Raw genomic sequence first — 19,087 nt, 5'->3', positions numbered from 1 at the left:
TGGGAAAGTTCATTGGCTATTGTAAAGATGTTTAAGCACATTGCAACAATAAAAATGAAATATTCTCAGAGAGAATTAAATTATGGAAACAAAATTACAAGAGCATGGGTTGCTCTTTTTTGGCAACCAGCATGAAACAGTTCCAACCCGTTTGCTATTTGATCCTTATTTAACATCAAGAGCAAAATTGGCATGGCAACTTATAAAATACAAAGCAAGAGAATTTCAATCAGGCATGTTCCCATCATACGAAGTGCTTGCAAAATTACTTTCAGATAAACCTTATGATGAAGCAGAACTCTCGCGTAAGCTAGTTAGCCAAACGTTGTTATTACTTAGATTAACTCGTTGGCTAACACTTTGTGAAACTGTACGTAATGAGCAAGGTCAAGTATTGGGTAATTTTTACATCCTTCATGATGAACCTATGCCAATCATTGATACGATTCAATTAAACCATGATTACATCGCACTCCTTGAAAAATCCATTCAGCATCGAGATAACTTTGTGCGAGGTGTAGCAAACCATATTGTAGAAAACCTGCTCTCAGATAATACTCAGTGGCATTATATTTCTCACATTGACTGGATGCGAGCTCGCCTTCAAGACTATCAAAAACGTCCAAAAATGGATATTTCAGAGCAAGAAGAATCAACATTTATTCAAGAAAACTTACTAAGTTCCAATAAGGAACTCAGTGAAAAAACAGGGGAACTCAGTAAAAATCACCTTAGTTCCAAAATGGAACTCAGTAAAATCAAGCAGAGTTCCAAAAAGGAACTCAGTACCCAAAATGATGATAAGTCATTGATTTCAGGCTTAGTTCCAAAAGGGAACTCAGGTTTTTCACAGTACAGTACAGGTACTAGTATTTATATAAATACGTACTGTACTGGTAATGCGGATGAAATTGACTGGCCGACTAATATTCAGTTTTCATCATTGGAAAAAACAGCAATTATGCAAGCAATGCGTGGACTTGATTTAGGAATCTGTAAAGCGATTTTATTTGAGCTAGAACAGCGTGTGGCAAAAGGTGAAGTGAAAAAACCACAAGGCTATGTAGTGACATTAATCCAACGTGCACACCGTGGTGAATTTAAACCATATTTGTATGAACAATTTTTGGCTACACAAGCGCAATCATTATCATCAAAAAATCGGTTATCACAACATGATGAAACTAGCTTAGTTAATAATGTGAAAGCCGATAGCACAATAAAACCAATGCGAGTGCAATCTGAAGAAGAGCGAAAAGCGAGAGCTGATCGCATTCGACAATTTAAGGCTTCAATTTGCAATTGAATAAGCTGTATAAAAAGTGAATAGTGTAGAAGGGTTCTACAAAGTACAAAATTTAACCACTGTAAAGGGACTTTACAAAGTACAAATTTTAACCAGTGTGCGGGGACTGCACAGTGAACAAAAATTAACCACTGTGCTAGGGTTGCACAGTGAACAAAAATTAACCACTGTGCTAGGGTTGCACAGTGAACAAAAATTAACCACTGTGCTAGGGTTGCACAGTGAACAAAAATTAACCACTGTCCAGGGGCTGGACAAAGTACAAATTTTAACCAAATGATAAAAGGTGACATAACATGACAACAACATACAACCAACAGCTTGGGCCGTTACGCAGTGAGATTACATTTACGCTTCATACTCAGTATGCAACACGTCTTTGGAATGGTCGTGACTTAGTTAAAAATGAAGCCGGGGAAGTCGTTACATCATCAATTCTCAGTATTCCTAATGCTCTATCTCTATTGAGTCAAATTCAGCAAGCTGCCGAACAAGATGATCCTTATGCTGATGATTATCTTCTTCGTTTTGAACAAAAAGTATTAGGGTTTCGTAAAGAAATGCAAGATATGACCTGGAGAATGGTTAATCTCTACAGTGAGAAAATTCCTGAAAACTTTCAAATTGAGCGTTGTGCCAATATTGCTCCGATTCAATACCCTATTTTTGTGAATACTCAGCTGGGTTATCAATTATTGTATCTTTTGGCTGACTTTGATTCGTTAGCTCGTACAGTGATGACCGCTTCACATATTGCATTACTTACAAAAGATGATGCGTATGATTGGTTAGAATCCGGAGCTAAATTAATTCGTCGTGCATTTGGTGTGCTTGAGAATTACAGAAATTCCGGTATTACACGCCAAGATGCGCTTGAAAATAACGCTCGCTATCAAGCTGCTGTAAAACGTATGAAATATACCTTAACGCCTGACGTGCTTTCCGGTACAACACGTGCAACATTTGCTCCAACAATTAAAAAATCATCACTTGCTGAATCAGATGATAATGGCTCTGTTGAAGTCCAAATTACAGCAAATAAAACTGAATAATGGAGATTGGGATTATGGATAACGTGCTCATTCCTTCTGATATGTATAAACAATTAGGACGCACAACCCCACTTAATGACTCGCTGAAACAGTTATTCAGTGAGTTAGACTCAGTGCAACAGTATGAATTACTAGCTGAATCCCTTGCTACAGTCCGTGAAGCTTTAATGTTGCAGCAGAATGAAATGTTGCAGAACGTTCGTAAAAGTGAACTTAGTGTATTACCTATTCACATGATCCGAGATAAAGCTTCATCATCCGGTGGGACGTTTTTACGCTGGCGCAGTTTTCAAGCCTCTAAGACTGGTGATGCTGTGTTAAATCCGGTATTTAATAATCCTCAGTTATCTTCAGACTTACGACAAAAACTTGTCTCAGCTGAGAAAGAACGCATTTTGATTAATCTGCAGGTCTCCGTACTAAATTTTATGATGAGACAGGTATCAAGTGCGGTAGATAAAATTAAAGAGATAGAAGATCATTTATAACATTCACATTTGTGAACGTTGGATCTTCTAGTTTGTAATCGGCTAATTTATATAGTTTGTGATCGGCTCACTAAAAGGCCTTTTAAAGGTAAGGGGACAAGCCCCTTACCTTAACGAAAAAAAGCCTTTGCCTTTCGTGGTTGTGTTAAAAAATCTCTGTGTTTTTTACTGAATTTACCCTTAAGGATTAGATGTAAAAAATGCACAATCTTGACAGTTAATTTTGTGATTTAGGAGAAATCAATATGGCTGGAATTAATAAAGTAATTATCGTGGGACATTTAGGTAATGATCCTGAAATGCGAAGCATGCCGAATGGTGAAGCAGTTGCAAATATCAGTGTAGCAACTAGCGAAGCTTGGACGGATAAAAACACCGGTGAACGTCGTGAAGTGACTGAATGGCATCGAATCGTTTTTTATCGCAAATTAGCTGAAATTTGCGGCCAATATCTCAAGAAAGGAGCGCAAGTTTATATTGAAGGACGCTTGCGTACTCGTAAATGGCAAGATCAAAACGGGCAAGATCGTTATACCACGGAAATCCAAGGTGATGTAATGCAAATGTTAGGTACTCGCCCTCAAAGTGCAGATGGTGCAAATAATTCTCAGCCAATGCCACAACAAGATGCATCGGCAAATGCTTTTGATGATTCAATACCATTCTGAACTCAATATAATTAAGGTTAATCGTGATGAAAAAAATAATTTTTGTTTTATCTGCCGTCGCTGCTTTAAGTGGTTGTGCTGAATTAAACTCATTGAATGATGCGGTTGGTAATGTTGCAGGTCAACTCAGCAGTGTTCTTGGCGGGGGGAATAGTTCCTCTAGTTCTTCCGGTGTGGCTTACACTCAAAGTTCTCGTTCTCATCGCTATAACGTAGAGGATTCAATTACATCATCTAAAAATATTGACTCTCTTTACGTAAAAATTAAACGTAATTTAAAATTCAAAACACGGGAGGAAGCATTAAGTGGATTATCCGGGTATGAGCGTCAACGTTACGAATCGCTTTTAGATGAAGAAGGACATGCTCATGAAGCGACTCCTGGGGTCTATTATCACATGGCAAATAGCTATGTTGGCGGTCGAAAAATTGACATAACGCTTGCAAAAGAGGATGGCAAGGTTAGAATTTCCTGGATTGCATCCTCAAATGAATCTGATTTTGCTCAATTTGTTAAATCAGAAGTGATAAAAGCAATTAAATAATACGACAACATAAACATAGTGTAGGTAATCAATACCTCATTCTCCTTTGCCCCAACCTTAGTGGGGCTTTTTTTATTTCAGGTGTTTTTAAATTTCGATACCGATAATAATGATTATTTTGTATGATAGATAACGAAACAAATTTGTTTTTTGAGATCCATCCAAACTTTTCCTTTTCCTCATATTGTTTAATATCTCAAACGTTTACCCCTTGGCTACAAGGGGTATTTTTCTCCTGTAATTGCAAAAAATAAATTAAGTGGCTCAAAATGAAGTGAAGATAATGGGCTTGCATACTTTGACAGAATTTTAGCTTTCTCTTTATGGTTTCTAACCAAAATAGGAAACTCCTTTACACCATTTGCAAGCAACCAAAGCGTTCTTGTCATACCATCATTAAGACTACAGCTTATTTCTCCATCTTTAATATGAACATTTACATCTGCAAGTGGAACTGGAGAATCCATACTTTTAGCAAATCCGTTTTCAGCATGATGAAACTTATAATCTTTTCTCCATGTTGACTCATCGCCCGCACATGTATTTTTATCTACCTCATACGGTGATCGCTGCCATAAAGAAAGAAACTTTTGAGCATCTACGATGACAATCATGTTCTCTTGATTAGCCATATTTTCAATATGCTGTGGATAACGCATATACACGACTTTCTGCTCTCTCGTTTTCATTCTAAAAATAATATATCTATCTCGACCTGAATATCTAAGCGTATCAACCATCACTCCAATTGATGAAGGGGTCAGTTTTATCATGATTTACTCCTCAGTTTAAAAAGAATTCCTAATTGTGGTTTATCTTATTACATCGAAAATATCTCTCAAATATCAATGAGAGAAAACATCATGAAATTATTTTTATGTGAAAAACCATCACAAGGCAATGATATTGCAAAAGTATTAGGTGCGACAAAGCGTGGTGAGGGTTGTTTATCAACACCTGACGGTCAGCTTACAGTTACCTGGGGAATTGGTCATCTAGTAGAGCAATTTAATCCTGAAGAATATGATCCTGCCTTTAAAAAGTGGGCATTTGAGACCTTGCCAATTATCCCGGGTAAATGGGGGCTTTCACCTAAAAAAGAAACAAAAAAACAGTTCAATGTCGTCATGAAACTTATCAAACAAGCTAAACTTGTTGTCATTGCAACCGATATTGATAGAGAGGGCGAAACTATAGCAAGAGAATTGCTGGATTTGGCAGGATTTCGAGGGCAAATAAAACGCCTTTGGTTGTCTGCACTAGATGATACCAGTATTCGCAAAGCCTTGGGCGCACTTAAAAATAATGAGGAGACACTACCTCTTTACTATGCGGGACTTGCACGTAGTCGAGCTGATTGGCTTATTGGTATGAATTTCTCTCGTCTCTATACCTTATTAGCGCAACAACAAGGGTATCAAGGGAAACCTTTAAGTGTTGGTCGGGTACAAACTCCAACATTAAGCTTGGTTGTTAATCGTGACCGTGAGATAAAAAACTTCATTCCTAAGCAACATTTTGCTTTGCAAGTAATGCTTTCTGATGGAAATCAGCATTTTGCTACGCAATATGTTATTCCGGAGCAATATTGTGATCCTGATGGACTTTGTTTGTCTGCCCAAGTTATACAAGCAGCAAATCAGCAAATTCGCCAATTTGGCCAAGCGAAAGTGGAATCAGTTGAAACTAAACGTGAAAGACAAAATGCCCCACTTTGCTTTGCATTAAGTGACTTACAATCAGAAGCTAACCGCCTTTATGGACTGGGTGCGCAAAGAGTATTGGATATAGCTCAATCACTTTATGAGACTCACAAAGCGACAACCTATCCTAGAACAGATTGTGGTTATTTACCGGAGTCTCAGTTTGCAGAAGCGCCTCAAATTATCCAATGTTTGTTGCAATCCGATAATCGATTACACCCCCTTGCAGGTATGTTAAACCTTAATCAAAAATCACGAGTTTGGAATGATAAAAAAATTACTGCTCACCATGGCATTATTCCGACTATGATTAAAGCTGATATTAGCAAAATGTCTGATGAAGAATTAAAGCTCTATGATCTCATACGTCGTCGTTATTTAGCTCAATTCTTACCTGTTTCTGAAACAGATAAGACACAAATTATTTTGAAGTGCGGTCAACATATATTAAGTGCACGTGGGAATGTGCTTATTGCTCCAGGTTGGAAAATTCTATTTGGCAAATCACTTGATGAAGATGATGACGCACCTCAAGCCTTGCCGACGTTAAAGCAAGGACAAATCTGTCAGATTTCTGATTCAGAAATAAAAACCTTACAAACATCACCACCTAATCACTTCACGGAAGGTACATTGCTCACCGCAATGAAAAATGCAGCTCGCTTTGTAACTGATGAGCGTTTAAAACAACGCTTACGAGAAACTGAAGGGCTTGGAACAGAAGCTACTCGGGCGGGAACGATTCAAGGTTTGATTGATAAAGGTTTCTTGAAAAAGAAAGGTAAATCACTATTAGCGACAGATGAAGCAATGACGCTAATTGATAATTTACCTCAGATGTTAAAAGATCCGGGTTTAACCGCACTTTGGGAGCAAGCGCTCAATCAAATTGCTGAAAGAACGCTTTCGCTAGAAGTGTTTATGCAAAAACAAGAAGTCTTTGTGCGGCATTTGATGGCTGATTGCCTTAAAAAGGGAATGAGTTTGGGGAATATTGAAATTCGTAAATGCCCTAAGTGCGGTGCACCAATGATTAAAAGAAATGGTAAAAATGGGGCTTTTTTTGGGTGTTCTGCTTATCCAAATTGCCAACATATTGAAAATATTGATAGCAAGAAGAATACTAAAAGTACAAAAAATTTAAAGAAAAAGTCGAGTAAAAGTGTGAGTGAGCAAATTTCATCTTTACGAAGCTTATTGAACTAGGATTTAAGCGCCTGTGAATGGCGAGCCCTCAAAAATAGTGCTATACTAAAGCCTTCGTAAGACCGTTCGTGAATTGTCGGTTATCAATTCACACTAGCCAAAAATGATTCCAGCACGCTGAAAGGAATTTCTCACATTGATTAACGCTCCTTGTGAGGTGTGCCACCTAGTTAATCAGAGTAATGATGGAGTAACGCCCCAATTTACTCTCGACTTTTCAAATCGCTGGCCATTGCGGATTTTTAAAGTGTATTGCAAAGTGCATTTTGAAAATTCGCAATGGCTTGCTACTTTTTCCTTACCGGAGCCCACCGGTGAAACAATGGGTGCCCTTTGTGTCAATTTGATGCCACAGATATAACCGATTGATGGCCACAAAGTAATCGGATAAGGCGAGCCGTAAAAATCCGTATATGGTAACGAACGTATCAGTATTTTTATGAATCAAATTAGTTTGGCCTACTTAATTTTTATTTAATCAATCTATAGTCAAAACTATAAGGTCATTCAGGAAACTGGGTGACCTTTTCTTTTGACTAAAATATCTCCAAATAGAATTTTTAATTTTTTATACATTTAAGGTTTGCTTTAGATTTTAATAACAACAGTTTTTAAGGTGCTGTGAAAACAGCCTTTAAGAAGTTGCACGATTCTTGAGAAGCAACGCCTTGCCTTAGCGCAAGTAGAATCATAGCCAAAATTTTTTCCAGCACACTGAAAGGAGAATCTACGAATAATTCGTAGGTGTGCCACCTTAAACTACCCTTAACCTAAAATAAGATTACTTATTCTAGTTTAATCACAATTTAACCCTTGGCGGGAAACATTTTTCCCGTGTTGGGTAAGGATGTTTCTCCGCTTTTTTACTACTTAGGAGAAACATTATGTCTACTCAAAACGCACAACCAAAATATTTCAATCTTCATACTTCTGGCATTGGTTATTTAAGCGATATTCGCGAAATCAAGCCGAAAAAAGGAGATGCATTTTGGGCTTGTCGAATTGCTGCTCTTACAGGTTCTTCCGATTCTCCGGAATATCGTTTTTTTGATATGAACGTATCCGGTGAAGAAACTGTAAATTTAATCAAACGCTGTCAAGAAGCTGTTGAAGCTAAGAAAAAAGTCTTGGTTTCCTTTGTAATGAGTGATTTGTGGTATGACACATTCACTTATTCAAAAGATAGCGAATATCACAAAAAAGGTGATACTGGCGTGTCGATTAAAGGACGACTCTATCGTATTAACTTTATTAAAGTTGATGGTGAGTTGAAATATCAAGCAAAACGCCAAGATGAGCAAGGGAATGACTAACCTATAAACTGATGAAAGCCAACAACAAAATTTGTTGGCTTTTTCTTTACCCTGAAGGGGAAACTCCCCTTATGGGTGGTTTCTCCTTTTTTATTTCTATTTGAGGAGAAACCTATGAATACTTACGCTAAATTTTGCCCTAATGTTTTTGTTGCTAAATGTCCGGATGCTCACCAAAAAGGTGACGTTATCATCTTAACCAGTAAATACGGTAAAGAGACTGAAGTGGAGATTCATAATCTCGTAAAAACCTCTGAGGATGCGTATTTTTATTCCTTCACCCGGTGTGATGGAGTGAATAGTCAAGTTCGTGCAGAACAAAAAGCTGAGCGTTATCAAAACGCAGCTAATAATGCATTAAAACGCAGTGAACAATATTGTGAAGCTGCTAATGAAGGCCGTGAATTTCTTAGCTTGGGAGAACCAATTAAAATTGGTCATCATAGCGAAAAACGCCATAGAGCCTTGATTGAACGTAATGCAAGACGCATGGATAAGTCTATTGAAGAAATGCGTAAAGCAGAAAGTTATGACGGTAAAATCGCTTATTGGGAACAGATGGCAGGGAAAATTGATTTATCCATGCCGGAAAGTCTTGAGTTCTTCAAGTTTGAATTGGAAAAAGCCAAAGAAAAACACCAAGAGCTTAAAGATAAACCTGAATTGCGAACACATGCTTTTTCTCTCACTTATGCTAAAAAAGCAGTCAATGAGCTTGAGAAAAAAGTAAAATTAGCCGAATTACTTTGGGCGTAAATTTAACTTTTGAAAACATAAATTGGAGAAATATATGTTTTACTATGTAAATAGTGGATTAGAGCTAATTACTTTAACAACGCAAGAGTTTATAAGTGAGTTTCTAGGAAAGGCAACTACCCCTAAAGGGATTGAGCCAAATCATTTCTATGATCCTCAAACCAAGCTAGTTTATGCATGGTACTCTGGCAAATGTGTAGCAACTTCTGAGTACCAATATACACCTCAAGAAGCAGAAGCTTTACTTGTTGAATTGGCATTGGAAAATGCTAGTAATAATGGGGATGGATCAATTATGTTCCAACCTTCGCCAACAAAAGAAGCACTAATTGCTGATATGAGTAATTATTTGGAATATTGTATAGATGATGAATCTGAGCACGATTTAGAATTTGCAGCAAAAATTAAACAGATTATCGACAGTTTAAAAACTTCTGATTAATAACATTAACTTTAATGTGCGATAAGCATTCTTTTCGCACCTTACCCATAGGGGATATATCCCTTATGGGCGATATTCCCTATTTTAGAAGGAATATCGAATGTTTAAATTAAACGAGCAACAACAAGCTATTTTAGAACAGGCACAGGTTATTTTAACTAAAGTGATGGAAGAAAAGCCCTTTTACCAAGGTGCACAGGAATTTACTGAGCCATCAATAGCTAAACTCTATTTTCAAACCATTATAGGTAATGAGGAAAGAGAAAATTTCGTGGTACTTTTCTTGGATAGAATCCACAGATTGATTAAATCTGAGGTGATGTTTCAAGGATCTGTTTCAGAAACTTCTGTGTCAATTCGGGAGATTATTCGACAAGCATTAAAGCTAAATGCATCAGCAATTATCATTGGGCACAATCATCCAACTGGAAATGTTGAGCCTAGTGATGCTGATAAATATATAACCAAGAGATTAAAGGAAGCTTGTGAATTAATGGATATTAAATTACTTGATCACTTTATCGTTTCTGGTTCAGCATCTTTTTGCTTTACTGATAATCATCTTATTTAGCTAACAACCTTTCACCCATTGGGGGATAACACCCTCAATGGCAGTGTTATCCCCTTTACTTTTTACATTTTAAAAATTTAGGAGAAACACTTATGTGTAAGGAAAATCGTATTTTAGAACTTGGAAAAATCTTCGTCTCTCGTCGTATCTTAGCGGAATTAACTACCGAAAAGATCAATGAGGTCATCTCGTGGCATCAAAATGGCTGCATTATCATGCTGGGGAATAAAGATTGGATTGAAAAACCGCCACATCCGCTTTCAGAAATTGTTATGAATTTCTATCAAGCAGATAATGGTAAAGACACCATTCAACTCTCTACTTCAGTAGATGATGACGGGAATCGAACAACTAAGATTTCTTTTTCTGATGAAAGTGAAGATGAGCAAAGAGGACACTTTGATTGGGATATATATCAATCAAAAAGAACACCACTTAAGTTAGGGGATGTTTCGTGTACTATCTGCGCTAAACAGTTATTGGGAATGCCAACCATTCATCGCTTAATTGAAAAACAATTAGGTTATGATTGGGGTGCTACCTGCGTTGAAGATTGGATTGAAAACGATCATGCCGTAGAGAAGGATAAACGCATTGTGAGCCAGCATTTTATTGATGGCGAAAGTGTTTTTGTCATCACTGAAGCAGATCGTAGTTCTACAACGATTATGCTCGGATATGAATATTAATCTATTTACCTTGAAAGCCTATCTACTTTATGTAGATAGGCTTTTCCTTTTTAGGATATGATAAATAAAACTCTTTTTAACAGTATAACGATGCCTTATTTAACTTCTTCACAAACTGAATGCCTAAAATGGTTAGCTCTTATCACGATGATTATCGATCACATTGGTGTGGCTTTTTCAAATGCTTACCCAGCCCTATCCTGGTGTCGGGTGATAGGTCGATTTTCCTACGTGGCGTTTGGATTTATCATCGCGCTTAATTTATCTCGAGATAAAGTAAACTTTAAAAGTTATTTCACTTGGATGATAGCAACCGCATTTTTATCTGAAATCAGTTTTACGCTTTTCGAGCCTAATTATGACCGTTTAAATGTCCTATTTCAGTTTTTGTCTGTAATCGGGGTAATATGGGTATATAAAAACCGTCAAGACTTAAATAGCTGGGTCATGTTTTTTGGATTGGGCTTTTTTATTATTCTTTCCGCACTCTCTGATTATGGTTTACCTGGGCTTTTATATTGCATTGGTTGTTACCTATTCTTGCAAACAAAAGATACTCAATTTCGTCTTATTACGATGCTAACCTGTGTATTGCTCGCACTTTTCGTCAATCACAGTTTTATTGATAATTTCGGGGAAACTATTGTTGAAACAATCAGTGTTGTTACTGTTGTGGTCGGTACAATGATATTTATTCTTCACCCTAAAGGCCTTCGTCAATGTAATATCTCAATCTCTCGAATGCCTAAGCTTTTCTTTTATCTTTTTTACCCGGTGCACTTAACAATTATTATTGGCATTAAATATATTTTTCTCAGCTAATTTTTCTATCTTTACTTCAAGAAGAATAAATTATTCAAATTCAGGTGAGAGTTATCCATATTAAGGCATTATTTAAATACCTTAATTGGAGCCTCATCATGAAAAAATTTCTATTAACCACTTTTGCATTGGTTGTGCTTTCAGGTTGTGCACATAAACAACAAACAGCCGATGAGCAACAAGCACTAGAAAATCCAAATATTCAACAAGGTCAGCATCAAGTTTTACAACCGGAAGATCGAATTGTTCGTCCGGATATTTACACAGACTATCAGCCTGAACGTACAGAAGTGTTACGTGAAGGTCGATACACTTTAATTAATTTCTCTCCAGAAGAAGGTCAAAAATACCTTCTAGACCAAAGTGTCACTGTCAACATGTTAGGTAAAAAGAAACGAGCCTTAACGGCAACCGTTGAGCAGGGATTACGCACGACGTTAAAAGATACAGGCCTTTCACTTTGTCATGGTTTTGGTCAGAATGAACCAACACTTTCTACGCTTTATTCCCGTCCATTACCAAAAGTACATTATCAATTTGGCCCGATGGCTTTACGTGATGCCCTTCAAATGTTAGCAGGGCCGGCTTATGAAATTACTATCAATGACGTTTCTCGTACCGTTTGTTTTAAATTACGCCCAGCTGTACCGGAACGTGCTACAGGGGAAAAGCCGAAAGTAGAAACCACAACAACGACAACAACTACAACAGAAATCATCGAGGAATAAGCAATGAATCATGTCAAAAAAATATCCTATGTGGCGATGATATTAGGGATGTTTTCTACTGCTGTATTTGCTGAAGTCACTGCGGCTAATACACTTGCTACTCAATCCCTCAATCAACAAAACTTGGTGACAAATAAATTAAATCAACAAGAGTTATTAGCTAAGTCTCAAGAGTGGGGTTTAACTGAGCAAGAATGGCAACGCTACCAAGAGCTTAATCAAGGTGCTCGTGGTATATGGTCGCCAGGTCTTGACCCTTTAACCTCGCTTGGTGTGGAGTCTCGAAATGAGCAGGAAAGAGAGCGTTATGCTCGACTACTGGCAAAAAAAATGCACGACCGCATGGAGAGAGAGCTGCAGTTCCAACGCACTTATGATCGCGTATTTGCTGAAATGTATCCAAATGAGCAACCATTTAAGGTTGAACCTCATATTTCAGAGCGGTTTGGACGGGTGATTTATTTTACTCGCCTAGAAAATTGTGACAAATGTGAAGCGAATGCTGATCGTGTACTGCAATATGTGAATGATAAAACGCCTATAGATATTTATTTTGTTGGCGTGAATAATAATGAGCAAATCTATAATTGGGCGAAAAAACATAACATCGACCCAAATAAAGTGAATAGAAAATTAATTACCCTTAATCATGATAATGGAGCCTGGTTACAGTATGCAGATGGCAAAATGCCTGCTGCATTCCAAATTCAACAGGATGGGCAATGGCAACAAATCGTCTATTAAAAATCGTATTTAGCTTAATCGGTCTTGGCGTTGCGACTCACTCCGTTGCATTTAATGGCTTTGGAACTGATATTGATGGCTATATTAAAGATGCATCTAATCGCTACCAGGTCGATGAAGCGATGCTACGTGGGTTAGTAAAAATTGAAGATGGGTGGTATGGAAATGTTTCCCCAACCGGGGCAACCGGTGTGGGGCAATTTACCCGGGGCACCTGGAATTGGCTTGCAACAACTGATGAGGGGCGAGCCTTAGGTATGACTCAAATCACTCGTTACAATCGTGATACACCTTTCGACCCTAGAAAAAACAATCAACTTAACACTCTAGCAACCGCACTTTTAGCTAGATGGCATATTAATCAGTTTTTTGAGCGAGGCATAAAACCATCCCATGAAAATTTATATCTTGCTCATAATATCGGTATAGATGGTTTACATCGAGCGCTACAAGGTAGAGCAACACGTGAAGATATTCTAAATATGAAGCGTAACGGGATGAAAAAAGGAATGTCGGTACAAGGCTTTCTTGTTTATCAAAGTGAGCGTTTTAATGTCAGTAAACAAATAGCTAACTTCCAGCGCCCTTCAGTATCACCACGTTATCAAATTGAGAATAAACCATTACCAGCCAATTTACATTGGGTTTCTCCAACAGAAACCGCTATGCGTTGGGTTGAGCCAGCGTCAAATCAAACAAATCAACAAGCTATTCGTTGGCAAAATCCAACCAATTAATACGAGAACAGAATTATGCAGTATAAATCCTTTTTCCTCTCTTTGGTCTGCTTAGGAGCAGTAGTTCAGGCGCAAGCTGAATTAAAAGTTATTGGTGATTTTGGCGGAGAAAGTGCAGTCCGTTTTTATGAAGCATTACAACCGGATGAATCAATGGTTCAAGCCTACCCTAATAGCGTTCCTTCAACATTGACCGAAGCGGATATTTTACCTGTTATCTCACATAGAATGACACCGGGCCAAATACAACCAGTCAGAATGAATCTTCCTGGAATGTTGCCTATTTTTCTTATTGGAACAGATAACTTATCTAAAAATTGGCTACACGCTAATTATAATTACCTTAAAAAAATTGGTGCAATGGGACTTGTAGTAAGCGTTAAAACAACAAACGAATTAAGCGAGTTACGCCAATTAGCACCGGATTTAACCTTAATGCCAACGCCAGGGGATGACTTAGCTTCAAGATTAAATCTTGCTCACTACCCTGCTTTATTGACTTCAGAAGGATTGTCGCAATGAGTCAAAAACATGTATTAGAAGGTTTACTTAGACCGCCTGTTGAATTTTTTCCAGCTGCCGTCCATGGTACTTGTGCTTTGGTTTGTTGCGGTGCGCCTTGGTCGCTCGCATTAAATCCTCTTATTGGATATGGATTAGGGGCCGCTTTCGCAGGTATGGGGGTTATGCGTTTTCGTCAAGGCATGGAAATTGTACGCTATCACCGAAATTTACGCAGACTCCCTCACTATGCTTTGACCAGTCGTCAAATTCCAGTAAGTAAAAAAGCCTTGTTCTTAGGACGAGGCTTTGAATGGGAACCAAAGCATACGCAACGTCTTTATGACTGTTTCTCTGCAAATGGGCAAATTTATTGGAAAAATGGGAAGTGGTTTAAAGCCGCTCGTGATTATGAAAAAGTGCATGATAATTGGTTATCTAGACTCACTTCAATGGACTCTCCATTAAATCCAGTCAGACCGCTACCGCCAGTTGGCGGCATTCCAGTGATGCATGGTGTGGAGCCGAATGAACGCGATATTATGCTTCCGTTAGGCGACCGTGGCGGTCATACCTTAGTATTTGGTACAACTGGCGTAGGGAAAACGCGTTTTGCTGAAGTGCTTGTTACACAAGATATACATCGAGGTAAAACACCTGAAGAGCGTGAAGTGGTTGTCTTTTTTGATCCGAAAGGCGACCCGGATATGTTAAAACGAATGTATGCAGAAGCAAAACGTGCGGGGCGTGAAAATGAATTTTATGTATTCCATTTAGGGCATCCGGAAATTTCTGCTCGATATAACCCAGTTGGTCGCTTCGGTCGAATTTCTGAAGTGGCAGGACGTATTTCTGGGCAATTAAGTGGTGCGGGAAATAGTGCAGCATTTAAAGAGTTTGCGTGGCGTTTTGTGAATATTGTCTCCCGTGCATTGGTTGAAATGGGAAAACGCCCGGACTATGTGCAAATCTCGCGTTTTGTGCAAAATATTGATGCACTTTTCTTAGATTACGCCAAACTTCATTTTGATGCCGTAGATAAGAAAATATGGCCAACGTTGGCTTCGGTTGCGGCTAACTTAGATGTAAAAAATTTACCGTTCTCGATGAAAGATAGACCGCTGATTGCTGTTATTAACCAATATATTTTAGAGAATAAGATTTTTGACCCGGTACTTGAAGGGTTATCAAGTGCGGTACGTTACGATAAAACCTATTTTGATAAAATTGTGGCATCGCTTTTACCGTTACTTGAAAAACTCACTACAGGTAAAACTGCAGAGCTTCTCTCGCCTGATTACACTGATATTCATGATGAGCGCCCTATCTTTGATTGGGAATCTATTATTCGTAAAAGAGGGATTGTTTACGTTGGATTAGATGCATTATCCGATGCGACCGTAGCTGCAGCTGTGGGTAATAGTATGTTTGCTGATTTGGTATCAATGGCTGGTCATATTTATAAATTTGGCGTAGATGAGGGGTTGCCAGATGCATTTAAAACTAAAAGCAAACCGCCTAAAATCAACCTTCATTGCGATGAGTTCAATGAATTGATGGGGGATGAATTTATCCCGCTGATCAATAAAGGTCGTGGTGCGGGAATGCAGGTAACAGCCTATACTCAAACACTTTCAGATATTGAAGCTCGTATTGGAAGTAAGGCAAAAACGGGACAAACAACAGGTAACTTCAATACACTTTTAATGTTCCGGGTAAAAGAGCCGGCCACTGCAGAGTTTTTAACGCGTCAGCTCAACGATGTCACAATTTATCAAAGCATGGTGACATCAAGTACGACAGATAACAGCAATCCGGATGATGGCAAGGCGTTTACTTCTAATACTGGTGAACGTATTTCTGAAAAAATGGTGCCAATGCTATCGCCAGCACATATTACAAATTTACCAAAAGGACAGGCATTTGCTCTTCTTGAAGGGAGTACGCTTTATAAATTAAGAATGCCTTTACCTGCGGTTGATAAAGATGATGTGATGCCGGAATCACTTCAAGAATTGACGGCTTATATGCGCAAAAACTACCATATTTCTCCAAATTGGTGGCAATCTGCATTTTCTGATTATGCGCCAAGTCAAGATATAGCAACCGCTTTTCAGTCAATGTCATTAAATCGAGCGCCTTCACACGCAGGAGAAGAAATGCTTTTCGGGGATGTTGAAGCTCCAGTTGCTGAAGATATGGAAGATGAAGATATTGATCAGAATGATGATACAGATGAGGATGATTTTGATGACACAGATAATTAATCAGCCGGATATGAACTTGCTTGATATTCCGGATATGAGCGTAGATTTCAATTCAGTCACTAGCTGTTCTTGTGGGCTGGAAAACGCTGATGAATTACTTAATTACTTTTTACCTTATTTGGAAGATTGGAATAATCAGCGTTATACCACACATGAATTTGCGAAAAAGTATGCAAATAAAGGCATCTCACTTTGGACGGCTAATGATGTAAAAAAATCTGAAAATGGCATCCAGGCAATTCAAATTTTTTTAGACGGTGAAGTAAAAGGTTATCTTTTCTTTCACTGTAAATTATCTCCAGCGGGAACATTACAGTAATGGCAGAACAACAAGTCAAAAAAAAGAAAAAGGGTCTTTTTTACTACATTAATGCGGTATTAGCCGCCTTATTGGGTTCCCTGATTTTGAGCATTATTCTTGAATGGTTAGGTATTGCATTTTTATGGCCTGAAGAAGGTCATTTACACAGTCAAAAAATGATGCTAACTGAGCTTGGATGGCTTTCTGATAGTCTAACGAGAGGTCTTTTCTATCATTCTCCAAAAGAGCTGGCTGAAGGTCTTATTTTGTCATTACATGAATGGCTTTTTGTGAAAACAGGTGTAAAAGATTGGTTAGCCAACCCTCGTGAGCATAGTGGCGTAGGTTTGTGGGTGTATCATTATGGGCGAGCGTATATTGAGTCAGTGATTTATGTTTTTATCACCTTTGTTATTCGACTTGTAGTGATTGTTTTTACTTCCCCACTCTTTTTGTTAGCCGCATTTGCGGGCTTTACTGAAGGGTTAATGATGCGTGACCGTCGTAAATTTGGTGCGGGCAGAGAGTCTAGTTTTCTTTATCATCATGCACGTCGATTAATTGGCCCGATTATGTTGTCGGCATGGGTATTGTATCTTTCTATCCCAATTTCTATTTACCCGAATATAATTTTGGTGCCAGCTGCATTTCTATTTGGACTATCCATCTGTGTAACGGCAGCGAGCTTTAAAAAATACCTTTAATATTCCTCTATGTTGTCATTATGGGTGCTTATTTTTCCAAGAATAAGCGCCCTTTTTTATCACTAAAAACTGTTTTGAATTTAAAAAGAGTTTCTCATTAAATTTCCCTCTCTTCTTTGGCACTCTTTGCTTGGAATCTGTTTCAAGTAAGGAGTTCTCCGTGACTAAAAATATTTTCAGTTTATCTCTAGCAATAGGGTTATTGTTTGGCGCTATAAGTGCTCAAGCAACAGAGCAAGAGCATTTAGCGCAAGCAATTAAACAGTTGGATGCAGCAAAACTCTCATTACAGCGAGCAGCTGCAAGTGCAAAGGTTTCTGCGAAAAGTCGTGAATATTTTGATTACGCTTCAGCACATCAAGATATTGCTACGGTACAGGCAGGGATTAAGCAATATATTAACCCTTCCCGGGCAATCCCTAGAAATCCTAAAGCTATTCGTAACTTAAAAGAAGATTATCTCAATCTTCGGAGTCAATAGCAGATGAGTAACGCTAATTTCCCTTCTGTTTCACCATTAGACAGTTTTTATACTGTAAGTGGTTTAGACCCGCTAAAACTGAAAATCATGCTGGCCATTATTTTGGTTGTCGTATTACTGCTTGCGTATATGTGGGCAACTAATCATGGCTACAAAGGCATGGTGAACGACGGTGATATTTGGTCATTCTTTAAACTGATTCTATGGGGCGCAGCATTAATTATATGTGTTGTCAGCTTTTTTATTTAACAAACCATAAGGACATCTCATGAAGTTGATTAAATCCTTCTTTCAGAATGTTTCAAGTCGTTTTCTTGCGGTAGTAACTTTACTTTGGTTATCCGTTGAAAATGCGTTTGCTACAGGCGGTGGTAATGGTATCAATGCCTCTAAAATCCCTGATTTTAAAATCCCAGGCGTAGATAGCAATACCAAAGACCCGATGGAAATCATCTATCTTGTTGCTAAATCATTGGCAACCTTGTGTGCAATTTTATTTGCAGCATGGTCAATCATGACAGTGGTTAAGGCATTAATTAAAACCTATAACGCAGCGACTGACGAAAATGACAAAAAAGGATGGGGCCCATTTATTATCGCTCTTATTCTTGGTTTCATTTTAATTTTCTTCAGCCTCTGGTTGGTGAAATTGGCTATCGGTCTGTTTTAATTATCTCTGTGAGGTCAAGATGTCAAGCGATAAAGAACAAACAATCCCCTTTCTTCCTACTCGATTAAATCGTGAATCGAGTGTGTATGGCGGGTTATCTGTAAGTGAATTTATGTTGGCTGCAGCAATGGGATTTATCTTGGGTGCAGTGCTTGGCCTCCTTTGTTGTTTTGCCTTAGGCTTTGATTTTTGGTTGTTAATTCCGTCTCTCGCCATGTTGTTTTGCATTCTTTCTGTGGTGATTGGCAAAGTGATTATTGCGCGCCTTAAACGAGGTAAGCCGGAAGCCTACTTGAATCGAATGATTGAGGTTAAATTAGATGGAATATTAGGGGGGAATCGCTTTATCTCCCGTCAAGGCACTTGGTCTATTCGCCGAGTTAAAAAATAAGA

24 protein-coding genes are annotated in these 19,087 nt (G+C 38.2%); 23 read left to right on the top strand and 1 reads right to left on the bottom strand.

Annotated elements, in window-relative coordinates; all coding sequences use genetic code 11:
• The first annotated feature begins 82 nt into the window (after positions 1-82).
• The 5 genes from O3746_RS04990 to O3746_RS04970 all read left to right on the top strand — a co-directional run bounded on the left by O3746_RS04990 (position 83) and on the right by O3746_RS04970 (position 4,059).
• Positions 83-1,306, top strand: a complete 1,224-nt coding sequence (locus O3746_RS04990) for an STY4528 family pathogenicity island replication protein (protein WP_011271828.1) — start codon at positions 83-85, stop codon at positions 1,304-1,306.
• A gap of 296 nt (positions 1,307-1,602) precedes the next feature.
• The gene (locus tag O3746_RS04985; RefSeq protein ID WP_005667775.1) at positions 1,603-2,358 is read left to right on the top strand and encodes a PFL_4669 family integrating conjugative element protein; all 756 of its coding nucleotides are present in this window, start codon (positions 1,603-1,605) and stop codon (positions 2,356-2,358) included.
• A gap of 14 nt (positions 2,359-2,372) precedes the next feature.
• Entirely contained in the window at positions 2,373-2,846 is a 474-nt protein-coding gene (locus O3746_RS04980; protein ID WP_005653583.1) for a DUF3158 family protein, read from the top strand.
• A 245-nt stretch (positions 2,847-3,091) separates the two neighbouring features.
• Positions 3,092-3,514, top strand: coding sequence for a single-stranded DNA-binding protein (locus tag O3746_RS04975; protein WP_005687556.1), 423 nt, complete (start codon positions 3,092-3,094; stop codon positions 3,512-3,514).
• Positions 3,515-3,540: 26 nt separating this feature from the next.
• Complete coding sequence (locus tag O3746_RS04970; RefSeq protein ID WP_005687559.1) at positions 3,541-4,059, top strand: membrane lipoprotein lipid attachment site-containing protein; 519 nt, start codon at positions 3,541-3,543, stop codon at positions 4,057-4,059.
• Positions 4,060-4,274: 215 nt separating this feature from the next.
• Here the strand turns inward: O3746_RS04970 and O3746_RS04965 are convergent, their stop codons facing one another.
• Positions 4,275-4,832, bottom strand: a complete 558-nt coding sequence (locus O3746_RS04965; protein ID WP_011271830.1) for a hypothetical protein — start codon at positions 4,830-4,832, stop codon at positions 4,275-4,277.
• 90 nt (positions 4,833-4,922) lie between these two features.
• Between O3746_RS04965 and O3746_RS04960 the strand changes: the two genes are divergently transcribed.
• The 18 genes from O3746_RS04960 (at position 4,923) to O3746_RS04875 (ending at position 19,085) form a co-directional block, all read left to right on the top strand.
• Entirely contained in the window at positions 4,923-6,968 is a 2,046-nt protein-coding gene (locus O3746_RS04960) for a DNA topoisomerase III (RefSeq protein ID WP_014326561.1), read from the top strand.
• Positions 6,969-7,852: 884 nt separating this feature from the next.
• A complete protein-coding gene (locus tag O3746_RS04955; protein WP_011271832.1) occupies positions 7,853-8,281 on the top strand; it encodes an STY4534 family ICE replication protein in 429 nt (142 codons plus the stop codon).
• A gap of 114 nt (positions 8,282-8,395) precedes the next feature.
• Complete coding sequence (locus O3746_RS04950) at positions 8,396-9,037, top strand: DUF3560 domain-containing protein (RefSeq protein WP_011271833.1); 642 nt, start codon at positions 8,396-8,398, stop codon at positions 9,035-9,037.
• 34 nt (positions 9,038-9,071) lie between these two features.
• Positions 9,072-9,479, top strand: a complete 408-nt coding sequence (locus O3746_RS04945; RefSeq protein WP_011271834.1) for a hypothetical protein — start codon at positions 9,072-9,074, stop codon at positions 9,477-9,479.
• A gap of 100 nt (positions 9,480-9,579) precedes the next feature.
• Positions 9,580-10,050, top strand: a complete 471-nt coding sequence (gene radC, locus O3746_RS04940; protein WP_011271835.1) for a DNA repair protein RadC — start codon at positions 9,580-9,582, stop codon at positions 10,048-10,050.
• A 92-nt stretch (positions 10,051-10,142) separates the two neighbouring features.
• On the top strand, positions 10,143-10,739 hold the full coding sequence (locus tag O3746_RS04935) for a hypothetical protein (protein WP_011271836.1): 597 nt from the start codon (positions 10,143-10,145) through the stop codon (positions 10,737-10,739).
• Between the two features lie 90 nt (positions 10,740-10,829).
• Positions 10,830-11,561: a TraX family protein gene (locus tag O3746_RS04930; RefSeq protein WP_020910031.1), complete on the top strand. Its 732-nt coding sequence runs from the start codon at positions 10,830-10,832 to the stop codon at positions 11,559-11,561.
• A 98-nt stretch (positions 11,562-11,659) separates the two neighbouring features.
• Positions 11,660-12,289: a lipoprotein gene (locus O3746_RS04925; protein WP_011271838.1), complete on the top strand. Its 630-nt coding sequence runs from the start codon at positions 11,660-11,662 to the stop codon at positions 12,287-12,289.
• 3 nt (positions 12,290-12,292) lie between these two features.
• Positions 12,293-13,033, top strand: coding sequence for a TIGR03759 family integrating conjugative element protein (locus O3746_RS04920; RefSeq protein ID WP_011271839.1), 741 nt, complete (start codon positions 12,293-12,295; stop codon positions 13,031-13,033).
• On the top strand, positions 13,012-13,770 hold the full coding sequence (locus O3746_RS04915; RefSeq protein ID WP_011271840.1) for a transglycosylase SLT domain-containing protein: 759 nt from the start codon (positions 13,012-13,014) through the stop codon (positions 13,768-13,770). Before O3746_RS04920 ends, O3746_RS04915 begins: the two co-directional genes overlap by 22 nt.
• Positions 13,771-13,785: 15 nt before the next feature.
• The gene (locus tag O3746_RS04910) at positions 13,786-14,292 is read left to right on the top strand and encodes an integrating conjugative element protein (protein WP_011271841.1); all 507 of its coding nucleotides are present in this window, start codon (positions 13,786-13,788) and stop codon (positions 14,290-14,292) included.
• Positions 14,289-16,538: a type IV conjugative transfer system coupling protein TraD gene (gene traD / locus O3746_RS04905; protein WP_011271842.1), complete on the top strand. Its 2,250-nt coding sequence runs from the start codon at positions 14,289-14,291 to the stop codon at positions 16,536-16,538. The genes O3746_RS04910 and traD overlap by 4 nt, the downstream gene beginning before the upstream one ends.
• Positions 16,522-16,857, top strand: coding sequence for a hypothetical protein (locus O3746_RS04900; protein ID WP_005687581.1), 336 nt, complete (start codon positions 16,522-16,524; stop codon positions 16,855-16,857). Before traD ends, O3746_RS04900 begins: the two co-directional genes overlap by 17 nt.
• Entirely contained in the window at positions 16,857-17,543 is a 687-nt protein-coding gene (locus O3746_RS04895) for a TIGR03747 family integrating conjugative element membrane protein (protein ID WP_005687582.1), read from the top strand. Before O3746_RS04900 ends, O3746_RS04895 begins: the two co-directional genes overlap by 1 nt.
• 160 nt (positions 17,544-17,703) lie before the next feature.
• Positions 17,704-18,024, top strand: a complete 321-nt coding sequence (locus O3746_RS04890; RefSeq protein WP_005687583.1) for an RAQPRD family integrative conjugative element protein — start codon at positions 17,704-17,706, stop codon at positions 18,022-18,024.
• Between the two features lie 3 nt (positions 18,025-18,027).
• Positions 18,028-18,273: a DUF3262 family protein gene (locus O3746_RS04885; RefSeq protein ID WP_005687584.1), complete on the top strand. Its 246-nt coding sequence runs from the start codon at positions 18,028-18,030 to the stop codon at positions 18,271-18,273.
• Between the two features lie 19 nt (positions 18,274-18,292).
• Complete coding sequence (locus tag O3746_RS04880; protein WP_005687585.1) at positions 18,293-18,694, top strand: DUF2976 domain-containing protein; 402 nt, start codon at positions 18,293-18,295, stop codon at positions 18,692-18,694.
• Positions 18,695-18,713: 19 nt separating this feature from the next.
• Positions 18,714-19,085 carry a TIGR03750 family conjugal transfer protein gene (locus O3746_RS04875; RefSeq protein WP_011271844.1) on the top strand — a complete coding sequence of 124 codons (372 nt, stop codon included), beginning with the start codon at positions 18,714-18,716 and terminating at the stop codon, positions 19,083-19,085.
• The last annotated feature ends 2 nt before the right edge of the window (positions 19,086-19,087 follow it).

Origin of the sequence: Haemophilus sp. 27098_8_127 (assembly GCF_041433495.1) — a bacterium.
In the GTDB taxonomy this organism is placed as follows: Bacteria; Pseudomonadota; Gammaproteobacteria; order Enterobacterales; family Pasteurellaceae; genus Haemophilus_D.
Note: the sequence above shows the minus strand (reverse complement) of the source record. Positions and strands in the feature narration are given on the sequence as shown.

Coding starts and splice junctions, on each gene's coding strand:
- O3746_RS04990 (WP_011271828.1), top strand. CDS start 83: ATGGAAACAAAATTACAAGAGCATGGGTTGCTCTTTTTTGGCAACCAG.
- O3746_RS04985 (WP_005667775.1), top strand. CDS start 1,603: ATGACAACAACATACAACCAACAGCTTGGGCCGTTACGCAGTGAGATT.
- O3746_RS04980 (WP_005653583.1), top strand. CDS start 2,373: ATGGATAACGTGCTCATTCCTTCTGATATGTATAAACAATTAGGACGC.
- O3746_RS04975 (WP_005687556.1), top strand. CDS start 3,092: ATGGCTGGAATTAATAAAGTAATTATCGTGGGACATTTAGGTAATGAT.
- O3746_RS04970 (WP_005687559.1), top strand. CDS start 3,541: ATGAAAAAAATAATTTTTGTTTTATCTGCCGTCGCTGCTTTAAGTGGT.
- O3746_RS04965 (WP_011271830.1), bottom strand. CDS start 4,832: ATGATAAAACTGACCCCTTCATCAATTGGAGTGATGGTTGATACGCTT.
- O3746_RS04960 (WP_014326561.1), top strand. CDS start 4,923: ATGAAATTATTTTTATGTGAAAAACCATCACAAGGCAATGATATTGCA.
- O3746_RS04955 (WP_011271832.1), top strand. CDS start 7,853: ATGTCTACTCAAAACGCACAACCAAAATATTTCAATCTTCATACTTCT.
- O3746_RS04950 (WP_011271833.1), top strand. CDS start 8,396: ATGAATACTTACGCTAAATTTTGCCCTAATGTTTTTGTTGCTAAATGT.
- O3746_RS04945 (WP_011271834.1), top strand. CDS start 9,072: ATGTTTTACTATGTAAATAGTGGATTAGAGCTAATTACTTTAACAACG.
- radC (WP_011271835.1), top strand. CDS start 9,580: ATGTTTAAATTAAACGAGCAACAACAAGCTATTTTAGAACAGGCACAG.
- O3746_RS04935 (WP_011271836.1), top strand. CDS start 10,143: ATGTGTAAGGAAAATCGTATTTTAGAACTTGGAAAAATCTTCGTCTCT.
- O3746_RS04930 (WP_020910031.1), top strand. CDS start 10,830: ATGCCTTATTTAACTTCTTCACAAACTGAATGCCTAAAATGGTTAGCT.
- O3746_RS04925 (WP_011271838.1), top strand. CDS start 11,660: ATGAAAAAATTTCTATTAACCACTTTTGCATTGGTTGTGCTTTCAGGT.
- O3746_RS04920 (WP_011271839.1), top strand. CDS start 12,293: ATGAATCATGTCAAAAAAATATCCTATGTGGCGATGATATTAGGGATG.
- O3746_RS04915 (WP_011271840.1), top strand. CDS start 13,012: ATGGCAACAAATCGTCTATTAAAAATCGTATTTAGCTTAATCGGTCTT.
- O3746_RS04910 (WP_011271841.1), top strand. CDS start 13,786: ATGCAGTATAAATCCTTTTTCCTCTCTTTGGTCTGCTTAGGAGCAGTA.
- traD (WP_011271842.1), top strand. CDS start 14,289: ATGAGTCAAAAACATGTATTAGAAGGTTTACTTAGACCGCCTGTTGAA.
- O3746_RS04900 (WP_005687581.1), top strand. CDS start 16,522: ATGACACAGATAATTAATCAGCCGGATATGAACTTGCTTGATATTCCG.
- O3746_RS04895 (WP_005687582.1), top strand. CDS start 16,857: ATGGCAGAACAACAAGTCAAAAAAAAGAAAAAGGGTCTTTTTTACTAC.
- O3746_RS04885 (WP_005687584.1), top strand. CDS start 18,028: ATGAGTAACGCTAATTTCCCTTCTGTTTCACCATTAGACAGTTTTTAT.
- O3746_RS04880 (WP_005687585.1), top strand. CDS start 18,293: ATGAAGTTGATTAAATCCTTCTTTCAGAATGTTTCAAGTCGTTTTCTT.
- O3746_RS04875 (WP_011271844.1), top strand. CDS start 18,714: ATGTCAAGCGATAAAGAACAAACAATCCCCTTTCTTCCTACTCGATTA.